Source organism: Corynebacterium xerosis NBRC 16721 = ATCC 373 (assembly GCF_001552415.1).
Lineage (GTDB): Bacteria > Actinomycetota > Actinomycetes > Mycobacteriales > Mycobacteriaceae > Corynebacterium > Corynebacterium xerosis.
In genome coordinates, this window is the sequence record NZ_BCRD01000008.1 from 23,841 (window position 1) to 37,502 (window position 13,662).

Annotated in this window: 12 protein-coding genes and 1 riboswitch; of the genes, 5 read left to right on the top strand and 7 right to left on the bottom strand. The window is 71.6% G+C overall.

What is annotated here, in order from left to right:
* Positions 1 to 68: 68 nt before the first annotated feature.
* Positions 69 to 746: a response regulator transcription factor gene (locus tag CX1_RS11160; RefSeq protein ID WP_046651355.1), complete on the bottom strand. Its 678-nt coding sequence runs from the start codon at positions 744 to 746 to the stop codon at positions 69 to 71.
* Positions 743 to 2,164: a sensor histidine kinase gene (locus tag CX1_RS11165; protein WP_060925684.1), complete on the bottom strand. Its 1,422-nt coding sequence runs from the start codon at positions 2,162 to 2,164 to the stop codon at positions 743 to 745. Before CX1_RS11165 ends, CX1_RS11160 begins: the two co-directional genes overlap by 4 nt.
* Before the next feature lie 237 nt (positions 2,165 to 2,401).
* Here CX1_RS11165 and CX1_RS11170 point away from each other — a divergent pair, with 237 nt between their 5' ends.
* Positions 2,402 to 3,178, top strand: coding sequence for a DedA family protein (locus CX1_RS11170; protein WP_244465559.1), 777 nt, complete (start codon positions 2,402 to 2,404; stop codon positions 3,176 to 3,178).
* A 178-nt stretch (positions 3,179 to 3,356) separates the two neighbouring features.
* Here the strand turns inward: CX1_RS11170 and CX1_RS11175 are convergent, their stop codons facing one another.
* Both CX1_RS11175 and CX1_RS11180 read right to left on the bottom strand, forming a co-directional pair.
* Positions 3,357 to 4,319 carry an SDR family NAD(P)-dependent oxidoreductase gene (locus CX1_RS11175; RefSeq protein ID WP_082719331.1) on the bottom strand — a complete coding sequence of 321 codons (963 nt, stop codon included), beginning with the start codon at positions 4,317 to 4,319 and terminating at the stop codon, positions 3,357 to 3,359.
* A 107-nt stretch (positions 4,320 to 4,426) separates the two neighbouring features.
* Positions 4,427 to 5,818 carry a saccharopine dehydrogenase family protein gene (locus CX1_RS11180; protein ID WP_060925685.1) on the bottom strand — a complete coding sequence of 464 codons (1,392 nt, stop codon included), beginning with the start codon at positions 5,816 to 5,818 and terminating at the stop codon, positions 4,427 to 4,429.
* Positions 5,819 to 6,014: 196 nt separating this feature from the next.
* Here CX1_RS11180 and CX1_RS11185 point away from each other — a divergent pair, with 196 nt between their 5' ends.
* A complete protein-coding gene (locus CX1_RS11185; protein ID WP_082719338.1) occupies positions 6,015 to 7,256 on the top strand; it encodes a cystathionine gamma-synthase in 1,242 nt (413 codons plus the stop codon).
* 140 nt (positions 7,257 to 7,396) lie between these two features.
* On the top strand, positions 7,397 to 8,212 hold the full coding sequence (ygiD, locus tag CX1_RS11190; protein ID WP_046651357.1) for a 4,5-DOPA-extradiol-dioxygenase: 816 nt from the start codon (positions 7,397 to 7,399) through the stop codon (positions 8,210 to 8,212).
* 50 nt (positions 8,213 to 8,262) lie between these two features.
* Here the strand turns inward: ygiD and CX1_RS11195 are convergent, their stop codons facing one another.
* Entirely contained in the window at positions 8,263 to 9,174 is a 912-nt protein-coding gene (locus CX1_RS11195) for a LysR family transcriptional regulator (RefSeq protein WP_060925699.1), read from the bottom strand.
* Between the two features lie 100 nt (positions 9,175 to 9,274).
* Here CX1_RS11195 and CX1_RS11200 point away from each other — a divergent pair, with 100 nt between their 5' ends.
* Entirely contained in the window at positions 9,275 to 10,588 is a 1,314-nt protein-coding gene (locus CX1_RS11200; RefSeq protein WP_113570068.1) for an MFS transporter, read from the top strand.
* 41 nt (positions 10,589 to 10,629) lie between these two features.
* Here the strand turns inward: CX1_RS11200 and CX1_RS11205 are convergent, their stop codons facing one another.
* Together CX1_RS11205 and CX1_RS11210 are read right to left on the bottom strand one after the other, a co-directional pair.
* Positions 10,630 to 11,022, bottom strand: a complete 393-nt coding sequence (locus CX1_RS11205; protein WP_046651358.1) for a Rieske (2Fe-2S) protein — start codon at positions 11,020 to 11,022, stop codon at positions 10,630 to 10,632.
* Positions 11,023 to 11,152: 130 nt separating this feature from the next.
* The gene (locus CX1_RS11210) at positions 11,153 to 12,085 is read right to left on the bottom strand and encodes a YggS family pyridoxal phosphate enzyme (protein ID WP_082719332.1); all 933 of its coding nucleotides are present in this window, start codon (positions 12,083 to 12,085) and stop codon (positions 11,153 to 11,155) included.
* Between the two features lie 59 nt (positions 12,086 to 12,144).
* On the opposite strand from CX1_RS11210, the gene CX1_RS11215 reads away from it, so the two are divergent.
* A complete protein-coding gene (locus tag CX1_RS11215) occupies positions 12,145 to 13,341 on the top strand; it encodes a glycosyltransferase 87 family protein (protein ID WP_052753339.1) in 1,197 nt (398 codons plus the stop codon).
* Between the two features lie 113 nt (positions 13,342 to 13,454).
* Positions 13,455 to 13,549: riboswitch (glycine riboswitch) on the top strand.
* Positions 13,550 to 13,662 lie beyond the last annotated feature (113 nt).

Here is a 13,662-nt window from a genome sequence, read left to right on the forward strand (position 1 = left end):
TCATTGCGGGGCCGGCGGCTGAGTCGCGACGGCGCGGCCGGCTCCCGGCTCCCCGCTTCCGGTCGCCGCTACCGGCCTTCCGAGCGCAAATAGGCGAGGACGGCGGAGACGCGGCGGTCGGCGCCGTCGTCAAGCGGAAGCTTGGAGAAGATCCCGCCGATGTGCTTGCGCACCGCCGCCTCCGACACCACGAGGGCCTCGGCGATCGCGTGATTGGTGCGGCCCTCCGCCATCAGCGACAGGACCTCGCGCTCGCGGGGCGTGAGCAGGGCAATCGGGCCCGACGCGGCCGCGCCGCCGACGAGCGCGCGGACCACCTCCGGATCGATGATGGTCTGGCCCGCCGCGACATCCGCCACGGCATCGAGGAAGTGGCGGACGTGCGCGACGCGGTCCTTGAGCAGATAACCGAGACCGCGGCCGCCGCCGGCCATCAGATCGTCGACGTAGGCCACCGACACGTACTGCGACAGGACGATGACCGGCAGCGAAGGGCGCTCCCCGCGGATCTGCGCCGCGGCGCGCAGGCCCTCGTCGGAATGGCTCGGCGGCATGCGGACGTCGGTGATCACGAGGTCCGGGACGGTGGCGCGGACGGCGTCGACCAGCGCGGCGCCATCGCCCACCGCCGCGACGACCTCATGGCCGCCGCGGGCCAGAACGGCCTCCACCCCCGCGCGCAGCAGGGGCGAATCCTCGGCGAGGACGATGCGCAGCGGGGCCTGCGCGGGGGTGGCGGCGGTCATCGGCGCGGATCCTCCTCCGGGGTCGGGGTGGTCGGGACGGCGGGCGCCGCGATGATCCGCGTCGGGCAGGTCAGCGTCACCGTCGTGCCGCGCCCGTGGGGGCTGGTCACGGCCACGCTACCGTCGACGCCGGCGGCCCGCTGGCGCATCCCGCGCAGGCCTTGGCCGGTGGTGGCGCCGTCGTCGGCGAGTTCCACCGCGCCGCCGCGGCCGTCGTCGGCGACCGTCAGGGACAGCACCGCGCCGTCCTCGATCCGGGCAACGACCGTCGCCCGGCTCGCGCCGGAGTGCTTGGCCACGTTGGACAGTGCCTCGGCGGCGAAGAAGAACGCCGCCTCCTCGATGTGGCGCGGCATCCGCACGGACGGCACGTCGACGTCGACGGGCATCGGCATTCCGGCGGCGAGGTCCGCCACCGCCGCCCGCAGCCCGTGCTCGGACAGCGCCCGCGGCTGGATGTTGCGGATCACGCGCCGCAGGTCGGCGAGCACGGCGTCGACGTCGCCGTGCACCTCGGCGGCGAGCCTGCCGGTCGGTCCCTCGGGGTCCTCGGCCTCGGCCATGCCGAGCTTCATGGTCAGGGCGACGAGCCGGTGCTGGACGCCGTCGTGAAGCGCGCCCTCGATCCGCGTGCGTTCCATCGCCGCGGCGTCGAGCACGTCGGACCGGGCGGACTCGAGGCGGTCGACGTCGGCGCGCAGCTGGCCCTCGTCGGGCGCCATCAGCGTCCGGCCGAGCCGCCCGGTCGCCCAGGCCCACAGGCCGGCGGCGTAAAGCAGCGCGATGATGAAGACCACCGCGGCGACGACGATCCACGTCACCAGCAGCCACGTCGGCAGCGGCGCGATGAACGTGTCGTACATGCCCTGGCCGACTTCGGCGTTGGTCGCGTTGTCGCCGAGCGCCTCCACGGGCGTGCCGTCGAAGAACGGCCACGGGGAGAACAGCATGGTGAACATCGCCGGCAGGAACGCCACCCCCACCGTGAACGGGATGAGGAGGAAGATCACCAGCGCCAGGTGCGCGAACTGGGCGAACGTCGGCGTCCCGCCCTCGTCGGCCAGGCGGTCGATGGGCGGCCCGATCTCGTCGGCGCCGGGCCGGTCGATGAGCCGCAGTCGCCACACTTCGACGCGCAGCAGCGCCGGCCACAGCAGGTTGCGGATCTGCGGCACGAGGCTGAGCACGATCAGCGGCAGAATGACCGAGCCGAGCACCGACGCCAGCGCGATGCCGACGATGATGTTGCCCAGCGCCAGCCACGGCCACTTGGTGAACAGGTAGCCCGGGCGCCGCAGCGCCTCGCCCAGGGTCGCGGGCGCGCGGTGGCGCCGCTCGGTTTGCTTGACGACGGCCGGCGCGCCGCGCTCCTCGGCGCCGTCGTAAAGCGAAGTGTCGTTGATGTGCGTGGTGTTCATGGCGGGTCCTTCCGTGTCCCGGCGGCGGGGCCCTGTTGCCCCGTCTGACCCAATTGCACCGCTCCACCAGCGAAAATACAGTGGCCCGCGCGCCCGTTTCCGGGTAGTGCGCGCGCTACCCCCGGTGGTCGGCGGGAACCTCCGGGGGCGGCGGGGAGTTGAGAATGGGTCGCCGAAAGCGCGAAAATCTGTACGACGCGGGCATGTGACGCCCGCGAGCCACCGCGAAGGAGCCCCGTGCAAACGATCGTCGATTGGTCAGTGTCCCTGATGGGCACCCTGGGGCCGCCGGGCGTGGCGCTGGCGATTCTCATCGAGACGATCATCCCGCCCGTGCCGTCCGAGCTGTTCCTGCCGCTGGCCGGCTTCACCGCCACGACCGGCAAGTTCAGCTGGTGGAGCGCGGTGCTGTGGGCGACCGGCGGGTCGGTGCTCGGTGCGTTCCTGCTGTACTGGGCGGGCGCGGCGCTGGGCACGAACCGCGTGCGGGCCCTCGCCGACAAGATCCCGCTGGCCAAGGTTTCCGACGTGGACAAGGCGCTAGCGTGGTTCGGGAAGCATGGCGAGGCGTCGATTTTCCTCGGCCGCATGGTGCCGGGCATCCGGTCGATCATCTCCATCCCGGCCGGGCTGCAGCGGATGCCGCTGGGCAAGTTCGCGCTGTACACGACGGCGGGGTCGGCGATCTGGAATGGCGTGCTCGTGTACCTGGGCGTGCTGCTGGGCAACCAGTGGCACATCGTCGGCGAGTGGATCGACCGGTTCTCCACCGTGATTTACATCGTGTGTGCGCTGGTGGCGGTCGGTTTCGTGGCGTTCGCGGTGCGGCGGTGGCTGCGCGAGCGGGCCGAGGAGCGCGACCGCAAGGCCAACCGGCCCCGCGTCGAGCTGCTCGAGCTCGACGGCGATTCGCTCGACGATGATCCGGCGACCGCGCCGGAGAACCCCGATGTCACCGTGTCGGACGCCGATGGCGCCGCCGGCGAGGGTGGCGAGGGCGGGGCGCGGCCGTAGCCGTTTCCGGTGTGCAGGCGTTCGTGCCGAGGAGATGACGACGCGGCGTCGGCAAGCGCATTTCCGCAGGTGGCGAAAATCGGCGGCGTCTCTGTGGCACGGGAATGCCGTTGACGTCGGTGGCGGTTCCGGTTGCCACCCGAACCACGGGGTCTAAACCACGGCAGGGCCGGGGGCGCTACTTCAGTCCGTGCACGCGGCGCATGAGGGCAAGCGTCGCCTCGACGGGCAGCACCCGCGTCAGCGGCACGACCAAGCCCGCCTTCGAACCGCGCGCGACCAGCGGCAACGGGCGGTTGGCGGCGATCTCCGCCATGACGGTCTCGGCGACTTCGGCGGCGGAGATGCCCTTGGCCTCGTTGGCGTCGAGATTGCGGACCATGGTGAGGGTGTCGTCGCGGTAGGGCGAGCCCTCGGCGGCCCCGTACTTGGTGCGCCGCGTGGAAATGCCGGTGTTGATGCTGCCCGGCTCGACGACGGTGACGCCGATGCCGAAGCGCGACACCTCGCCGCGCAGCGACAGGCCGAAGCCGCGCAACGCCGCCTTCGTGGCCACGTACGACGACCGGTGCGGCAGCGGCAGCCCGCCGAGCATCGACCCGACGAGGACGACGCGCCCCGCCCCGGCTTCGCGCATCGACGGCAGCAGCCGCTGCACCAGATCCACCTGTCCCAGTACGTTGACCTGGAACACCCTGTTCAGGGCGTCGGCGGGCAGTTCCTCGAAGGGGCCGGACTGGCTCTCACCGGCATTGGCGATGATGACGGAGGGCGCGCCGGCGGCCACATCGGTGCTGCTTCGCCCGGCGCCCGCATCGGCACCGCCGCCCAGCACCTCGTCGGCCACGGCGGCGATCGAGTCGGGGTCGCCCATGTCGAGGGCCAGCATCGTGATGCCCTCCGGGTGCGGGGCTTCGGCGCCCTTGCGGGAGGTGCCGATCACGTCGAACCCGGCGTCGCGAAGCCGCTCCGCGCAGGCCCAGCCGATGCCGGACGACGCGCCGGTCACCAGCGCGCGGGCCCTGCCGATGCCGGACGACGCGCCGGTCACCAGCGCGCGGGCCCTGCCGCCGTTGGTTGCGCCGCCCATCACCGCGGGCAGCTTCGGGCCGTGGGTCAAGGACGTGCGGGGCAGTGCCATGGCGGGCCTTTCAATGGGGGCGGATCCGGTGACCGTGGAGGGAATAGGTGGAGGGAATCGGTGAGGGGAATCGGTGAAGGGCAACGGCGCCGGAACGACCGGCGGCGTCAGTTCACCCGCCGGGCGGTGATCTTCATGCCGCCCTCGCGCAGCCGGTCGACGAGCGCGTCGCCGATGCCGGACGCCGGGGTGAGCACGCCGGCGCGGTCGGGCAGGCGGTCGCGGTCGAATGCCAGCGCCAGGGCGGCGGCGGAGATCATCATCGCGGTGCCGTCGTAACCCGGGTCCTTCTCCAGCTCGACGCGGCTGGTCCACTGCACGCCCGACAGCGTCAGCGAACGCACGTCGATGGTGAAGCGGCCGTTGGCGCGGCTGGACTCCGACGGCCCCTCGCCGGGCGCGGGCAGCTTCTTGTCCAGCAGCTTCGCGGTGGGGTCGAACATCATGCCGCCGATCAGCGCGCCCAACCCGGCCTTCACGGCGCGGGCCCGGACGGTGGACTTCAGGCCGCGGCCGACGCTCATGACCTCGCGGTAGCGGAAGCCCTCGCCGTAGCCGACGGAATCGCCCGAGTTGGCGCCGCTGACGTTGGCGCCCTCGATGCCGGCACCGTCGACGCCGGGATCGCCCTCGACGCCGGCGCGCCCGGCCGCCGCATCCAGCAGCGCGGCGGTGCGGCGCACGACGCGGGTGTTGTACGGCGCCATGAAAAACGGCGCGAAGCTCCCGGCCTCGCCGGCGTAGACCTCGTCGCGGGCCACGATCGGCACGTCATCCTGGCGCGACGGCCCCGGCCCGGCCATCCCCGGGTTCAGGGAGTACGCCGAGCGTGCGATGCGGGCGCGGGCCTTGTCGGCCTTGACGTCCTTGAGCTGCTGGCGCATCGAATCGACCGTGCCCCCGGACACGCCGCCGCGCATGTGGGTCACCACGAGCGTCGTCTCCCCGAGGTTTCCGTCGCCGGCTTGGGCGGCGGCGTCGTGAAGCACCTTGACCCCGATGTCGGAGGGGATGGAATCGAAGCCGCACGAGTGGACGATGCGCGCGCCGGTGGACCGCGCCAACTCGTGGTTGGCGGCGATGGAATCGTGGGCGAAGAGCACCTCGCCGGTCAGGTCGACGTAGTCGGTGCCGGCGGCGGCGCAGGCGTGGGCCAGCGCGTGGCCGTAGCGGGCGTAGGGCCCGACGAGCGTGAGCACCACGCGGGCGGATTCGGCGAGCTCGCGCATGTCGTCGTCGGAGGATGCGTCGGCGACGAGCAGTGGCCAGTCGGCGGCGGTGGTGCCGGTGCGGCCGTCGGTGGCGGGGGCCCCGGCGAGTTCGTCGCGCAGCGCCGCGAGCTTGTCGCGGTCGCGGCCGGCCAGGGCGATGGAGGTCCCGGCGGGCGCGTGCGCGGCGAGATGCTTTGCGACGAGCTTGCCGACGAACCCGGTGGCGCCGAACACCACGATGTCGTGGGGGCGGTCGGTGGGGTCAGAAGTGTTGTCGTCCCGTGTCATGTCACCACGCTAACGATGCTGCGCACTTTCCGCGCGTTTTTCGGCGTTCTTTTGTAGACAGCTTGGTCTAAGGGCATAATGGCGTGCATTCGATTGCGCACGGTCGTGCGCGAACCGGGACCAAGGGTGTTTCCACCCGGTGTCCGGCGGCGCCCCGATGCGTCGCCCCACCCTCACGAGCACGGAGAAGATCGCAATGACCCAGGCCGACGCCGACCAGTCCCACGCCCCCAAGGACGGCGCCGACTACGACTCGACGCACGAGGTCGCGCACCCGGAGCGCCGTTTCGACACCGCCGCGGTGCGCGCCGGTTACCACCCGGATTCGCTGTACGGCCCGGTGAACGTGCCCATTTACGCCAGCTCGACCTTCGCCCAGGACGGCATCAACGTCCTGCGCGGCGGGTTCGAGTACACGCGCGTGGCCAACCCGACGTCCGCCGCGCTGGAAGGCGCCATCGCGGAGCTGGAGGGCGCCCGCTTCGGCCGCGCGTTCGCGTCGGGCATGGCGGCGACGGACATCCTGCTGCGGGCGTTCCTGCGCCCGGGCGCGCACATCGTGATCCCGAACGACGCCTACGGCGGGACGTACCGCCTGGTCGACACGATGTTCGGCGACTGGGGCGTGGAGTACTCGGTGGCCGACCTCGGCAGCATCGAGTCGGTGCGCGCGGCGATCCGCCCGAACACGAAGGTCGTGTGGATCGAGACGCCGACCAATCCGCTGCTCACCGTCGGAGACATCGCCGGCATCGCGGCGGCGGTGAAGGAGGCCAACGCCGAGCTGGGCGCGGATGCCAAGCTCATCGTGGACAACACGTTCGCCTCGCCGTACCTGCAGCGCCCGCTGGAGCTCGGCGCGGATGCGGTGCTGCATTCGACGACGAAGTACATCGGCGGCCACTCGGACGTCATCGGCGGCGCGGTGGTCACCAACGATGCGGCGCTGGACGAGGAGCTGGACTTCCTGCGCGGCGGCATCGGCGCCACGCCGAGCGCATTCGACGCGTTCCTCACCGCCCGCGGCCTGAAGACGCTGGGCCTGCGCATGGACCGCCACTGCGACAACGCCGAGAAGGTCGCCGCGTTCCTGGAGTCGCGCCCGGAGATCTCGCAGGTCCTGTACCCGGGCCTGGAGTCGCACCCGAACCATGAGGTGGCGAAGTCTCAGATGAAGCGCTTTGGCGGCATGGTCTCGGCGCGCCTGGCCGGTGGCGCGGAGGCGGCGGCGAAGCTGTGCGAGTCGACCCGCGAGTTCCTGCTGGCGGAGTCCCTCGGCGGCGTCGAGTCGCTCATCGAGGTCCCGGCGGGCATGACCCACCAGTCCACGGAGGGCACGCAGCTGGAGATCCCCGCCGATCTGGTCCGCCTGTCGGTGGGCATCGAGGACGCCGACGACCTCATCGCGGATCTCGCGCAGGCCCTCGACCAGCTTTAGGTTCAGGCCCGGATTCGTTCCGCCCCTTTTGCTTGACGACGCCCACCGGCTCCCCGCCCGGCGTCCCCGATTCTCGACCCGCGCATCGCTTCGGTGCGCGGGTCTGGTGTTCGGGCGCGGGCCGTCGTAATGTAAGTGACATGACAACAAATGCGGCCGTTTCCTCCCGTCAGCCCGCCCTGTTCCTGGGCCACGGGTCGCCGATGAACGCCATCGAGGACAACCGGCACTCCCGCGCCTGGGCGGAACTGGGCCGGGAGCTGGCGCGCAACAAGCCGGAGGCCATCGTCGCCGTGTCCGCGCACTGGTACGGCAACGCCACCGCAGTCACCGCCATGCCGGACCCGCGGACCATCCACGACTTCTACGGCTTCCCGCAGGAGCTGTTCGACGTCGAATACCAGGCGCCCGGCTCGCCCGAGCTGGCCGAACGCATCGGCGACGTGCTCGCGCCGGACTGGGTGGGGCAGGACCGGGACTCGTGGGGCCTGGACCACGGGACGTGGTCGGTGCTCGCCCACCTCATGCCCGCCGCCGACGTGCCCGTGGTGCAGCTGTCCATCAACGCCGAAAAGCCCCTCGACTACCACCTGGAACTGGGGCGGAAGCTGGCCGCGCTGCGCGACGAGGGCGTGCTGGTGCTCGGCTCCGGCAACGTGGTGCACAACCTCCGCGCCGTCGACTGGTCCAACCCCGGCGGCGGCTACGACTGGGCCGACCGCTTCGACGAGGCCGCCCGCGCGATCATGCTCGGCGACCCGTCGACCATCGGTGAGCTGCGCGGGCACCGCGACTGGCGCCTGGCCGTGCCGACGCCCGACCACTTCCTGCCGCTGGCGTACATCGCCGGCGCGGCGGGGGACGTGCGGGAAGCGGGGGAAGCGGGCGGCGTGCGCGTCATCGACGAGGGCCGTGCCATGGGATCGTTGTCGATGACGGGCTACCTGTACGAGTAGCGCGCCGGGGGCCGGTGGGCCCGAAGCGCTCGGGTGGGGTCCGGCGGCGGCTACTGCGACGTCCAGTTGCCCGCTTCTGCGAGTGCGACGATGTCGTCGTGAAGCGCCCGCACCGGCGGCGCCAGATCCGCGCCCCTGCGATGGATCAGGCCGAGCTCGCGGTGCACCGCCGGCGCCAACGGCCGCAGCACCACGCCGGACACCGACAGGAACGGATCGTCGATGGGCAGCAGCGCGACGCCGAGGCCCGCGCTGACCAGGCCCGCGACAGTGGTCAGCTCCATGGACTCGAAGACGAGGCGGGGGCGGAAGCCGGCGTCGGCGGTCAAGGCGTCGAGAAGCAAACGCGTGCCGTAACCCGGTCGCATGGCGATGAACGGGTCGCCCGCGACGGCCCGCAGCCGCAGCGGGGCCGTGGAATCGGCGAGGCGATGATCGGCCGGAAGACCGATGGCCAGGCGCTGACGGGCCAGGGGAGTCCAGGTCAGCGGACCGCCGGCGAGGGATTGCTCCGGCTGCGGGCCGACGAGGGCGAGGTCGGCGTCGTCGGAAAGCACACGGTCCACCAGCTCCAGCGCCGGGCCCTGATGCAGGGTGATCGGCGCGTCGGGGCGGGTGGCGCGGGCGGTGCGCAGGATCTCCGGGACCATCCACGTGCCCAGCGAATGCATGAAGTCCAGGCGCGCGGGGCCGCGGCGCGGGTCGATGAGGCGGGCGACGCCGGCGGCCCCGGCGCGCAGCGATTCCGTCGCGGTGACGGCGGCGTCGGCGTACACGCGCCCGCGGGCGTTGAGCTCGAGGTGGCGGCCGCCGCGGTCGAACAGGCGGGTGCCCAGGGCCTCCTCCAAACGCGACAGGCGCCGCGACAGCGTCGGCTGGGGGATGCCCAGTTTTGCGGCCGTATCCCCCATATGGCGGGTGCGGGCGAGCTCGACGAACCAGTCCAGGTCGGTGGACAACATGCGCCCCATCCTATCCTGCCTGCGGAGATTCGGCCGCTGCATGCAAATGGTGCATTTCATGCATTTGCGATATGCGCCCAGGAAGGCCAGCATTTCCTGCATGGACGACACAGCCCCGCACAACCAACGGTCGGATCGCGCGCCGCTGACCGCGGCCGAGCGCGAGTCGATGGCCGACGCCGAGCGCATCGTCGCCGACTCCGGCCGGGGTGCGGACGCGCCGTACGAGGGCCTGACCCCCGACGCTCCCGGGTACCGCCGCGCGCTGATCGCCGTGCTGTTCGCGGGCATCGCGTCGTTCCAGGCGCTCTACGCCACGCAGGCGCTGTTGCCGGTGCTGACCACCGACCTGGCCATCACCCCGGCCACCGCCGCGCTGACCGTGTCGGCGACGACCGGCGGCCTGGCCTGCGCGATCATCCCCATGTCGGTGCTGTCGGAGCGTTTCGGGCGCCGCCCGCTGGTACTGATCGCGGCAATGGCGGCGACGCTGCTGGGCCTGACGTTGGCCATGGCCCCGGGCATCACGGCGCTGATCGCGCTGCGGTTGCTGCAGGGCATCGTCATCGCGGGCGTGCCGGCGGTGGCCATGACGTACATCTCCGAAGAGATCCACCCGTTCCACGTGCCGAAGGTGATGGGCCTCTACGTCTCGGGCACCACGGTCGGCGGTCTGCTCGGCCGCATCATCCCGTCGGTGGTCCTCGAGTTCGCGGGGTGGCGCCTGGCGGTGCTGGTTTCGGCGATCGTGGCGGTGACCTTCGCCATCGCGACGGTGTGGCTGCTGCCGCGCCAGCTCCGTTTCACGCCGAAGAAGCTGACCCTCGGCGGCGAGGCCCGGGCCATCGCCGGCCACCTGCGCAACCCGCGCCTGGTGGGCCTGTACGGCCTGGCGTTCCTGGCGATGGGCGCGTTCGTGTCGCTGTACAACTACGTCGGCTTCCGCCTGGGCGACACGTTCGGGCTGTCGGCGGCCGTCGCGGGCCTGGTGTTCCTGCTGTACCTGACGGGCACGTGGAGCTCGGCGCGCGCCGGGTCGATGGCGGAGAAGTTCGGCCGCCGCCGCACGATGCTCGGCGCGGTGGCCGCGGCCATCGCCGGGCTGGGCCTGACGGCGACGCCGTGGCTGGCGACGCTGCTGCTGGGCATCGCCCTGTTCACGGGCGCCTTCTTCGTGGCGCACTCGCTGGCGTCGTCGTCGGTGGGGCTCATCGCCACGAAGGACCGCGCGGAGGCCAGCTCGATGTACCTGTTCAGCTACTACCTGGGGTCGTCGGTGGTCGGCTGGTTCTCCGGCCACGTGCTGGATTGGGGCATGTGGACGACGCTGATCGTGTGGCTGATCGCCCTGTTCGTCGGCGCGGGCGTCGCCGCGGTGATCGGCACCCGCGGCATCGTCGAGCGGACGGTGTAGCCGGTGCGGCGGCCCGAACCCCTCGGGCCGCCCGCACCTTATTAACCCCCGACGATCAGCTCCTGGCCCTCGCTGCCGAGCTTGGCGGTGCCGGCGGGCTGGCGGGACGGGCCGGAGACGACGTCGCCGGTTTCGATGTCGAAGTGCGAGTTGTGGTCCGGGCAGATCATCACGCCGTCGCGCACGGCGTTGATGGTGCCGCCCTGGTGGGGGCAGCGGGCGGAGAACGCCTTGAACACGCCTTCTTCGGGCTGGGTGACCACGTAGTCGCCGACGACGGTGCCACCGCCGACGGGGATGTCCGCCGCGGCGACGCGCTCGACGTCGGATCCGGGCGCGCACGCGGCGAGCAGGGCGCCGGCGGCGGTGGTGGCGGTGCCGAGCAGGAAGCCTCGGCGGGAACAGGTGAACTTGGGGGCTGCCTTGTCGTTCATGGTTCCCAGGGTACCGGGCGGGGCATGTGCTTCACGACGGCCCGTCGATAACCTGCAGCGGCCGCAGCCTGGGGCCCGACCGGGGGAGTTGCCGGGTCTCGATCGGGACGCGACCGGGGGAGTGCCCCGCCTACGGCTTGGGACGCTCGCCGAAGATCGCGCGGCCGACGCGGACGGTGGTCGCACCTTCGGCGATGGCGAGCTCGAAGTCGCCGGACATGCCCATCGACAGCTCGTCGAGGGTGACGCCGTCGGGCACGTTCGGCGCGAGGCCGTCGCGAAGCTCCCGGAGATCGGCGAAGCAGCGCCGCACGTCGGCGTCCCCGTCGGGGGAGGACGGGTCGGCGATCATGGCCATGGTCATGAAGCCGCGCAGGCGCAGGTTCGGATAGGGGCCGTCGGGGCCGAACTGTTCGACGAACGCGGCGATCTCGGACGGAGCGATGCCCGCCTTCTGCGGCTCGTTGGAAGTGTTGACCTGGATGAGCACGTCGAGGGTGCGGCCGAGGTTCCCGGCGTCGCCGTCGCCGCCGCTGCTGCCGCTGCCGTTGCCGCTGCCGGTCCGGCTTGCGCTGCCATCGGCCAGCCTGCGCTGCAGTGCGGCGGCGACCTTCGGGCGGTCCAGCGCCTGGAACTCGTCGGCGAAGGCGGCGAGCTGGCCGGCCTTGTTCGTCTGCAGCGGGCCGATGACGGCCCAGCGGGGAAGGGGGGCCACGGCGGGAGAATCGGCTGCGGCGCCATTGCCGGCGGCGGCAGTGGCGGCAGCGGCGGCGAAGAACTCGGCCTTCGCGGCGGCCTCCTGCACGCGGTTTTCCGCCAGCGTCAGGCACCCGGCGTCGCGCAGCGCGGGCCAGTCGGCCAACACGGCGTCGGCGGGCACGGTCTTGCTCACCGGCAGCAGGCGGATCTCGGCGGGGTCGCGGCCGGCGGCGCGGGCGGCGTCGTCGATGCGCGCCCGGATCGCGTCATGGCGGGCGGTGACCACCGCGGGATCGGCGGGAACCGAGGCGCCGGCGGGGGAGGGGCTCGCGGGCACGGGCCCGGTGGACTCGTTGTGCTCCATGGGCACCACGCTACCGCCGCGGCCCCGGCGCGATCCGGGGCGTGCGGTAGGTTCGATTCATGCTCCAGGATCGACTGATCGCGCTGCCCGCCCGGTGGCGCCGTCTCGTGGCAATCATCGGCGGGGTCTTCGCCCTCGCCGTCATCGGCTTCCACATGTACCGGGCGGCAACGTATTACATGATGGACGTCGAGGTGTTCCAGGACGCCGGGTGGGCAATGCGCCGCGGCCAGGACCTCTACTCCGAGGATTTCCCCACCCGCTCCGGGTACCGCTTCATCTACCCGCCGTTCGCGGCCCTGCTGTTCTATCCGCTGACGTGGGCGGGGCCGGTGACGCTGCAGATCATCTGGACCGCCGGCACCATCGCGGCGGTGTGGGCGATGATGTGGATGATCTCCAAGCGGTTGCGCATCCCCGCGCCGGCGCTGGTCGCCTTCCTGCTGCTGGGCCCGGCGCTGTTGCTGGACCCGTTGTCGGAGAACATCAACTTCGGCCAGATCAACGTCTTCCTCGCGCTGCTGGTCATCGCCGACGTGCTGGGCTTTTTCCCCAAGAAGCTGCGCGGCCTGGGCATCGGACTCGCGGCGGGCATCAAGATCACCCCGGCCGCCTACGCCCTGGTGTTCCTGGTGCGCAAGGACTACCGGGCGGTGCTCACCAGCTTCCTGTGGTTCCTGGTCACCGCCGCCATCGGGCTGGCGTTGCGTTTCGACGAGTCGATCTACTTCTGGACCGACGAATTCTTCGAGGGCAACCGCGGCGGCGCCCCGACCTACGAGGCCAACCAGGCCCTGTCCGGCCTGCTGGCGCGGGCGACGATCCAGGACCCGGCACTCAACATCCTGGTCATGGCGGCGTTCGTCGTCGGCGCGATCCTGGCCGGCGTCGCCGCGTACCGCTTCGAACAGCGCGGCATGCGCGTGGCCTCCGTGGCGGTCATCGCGCTGGCGGTGTGCTTCGTCGGCCCGTACACGGTCAGCCACCACTGGTCGATCATGATGGTGTTCCTGCCGCTGATCTTCACGCTGCGCCACCCGTGGCACGTCGGCGTCGCAGTGCTGTTCTTCGTGGCTCACTTCCTCGCCCCCTACGGCACTTTCCCGGGCAATCCATGGGGCTACGCCCTCAACCCGGCCGAATGGGCGTGGGGCAATCTGCAGGGGATCATGGGCGCCGTCGCCTTCGCCACGCTCATCACGTGCGCGTTCCGGCATCTCCACGACAGGGACCGGTTGGAACCGGCCCGGAGTTAAACGGGATTTAACAATCGAAACTCCGGGACGGGCGGTGTGACGTGGGTAATGTCGAGAGGGCACCACAGGCGGCGGCCCCCGGGCCGGCGCGCACCACAACCGCATAGCCGCCAGCAGCTGAGGCGGGAGAGGCCGGAGCGAACGCCCGGCCGCCGTAGGGGCAATTCCTCCCCGGGACACTCTCAGGCGCCAGCACCGTCACAGCGAGGCACCTCTGGAAAGAGTCGCGCGCACTCGTCTGCGCCGCGACCGCCGCAGGAGAAACCCGGCAGCGCTCGAACTGCAACGCAGCACCGCAATTCAGCGCGATGCAACGCACTG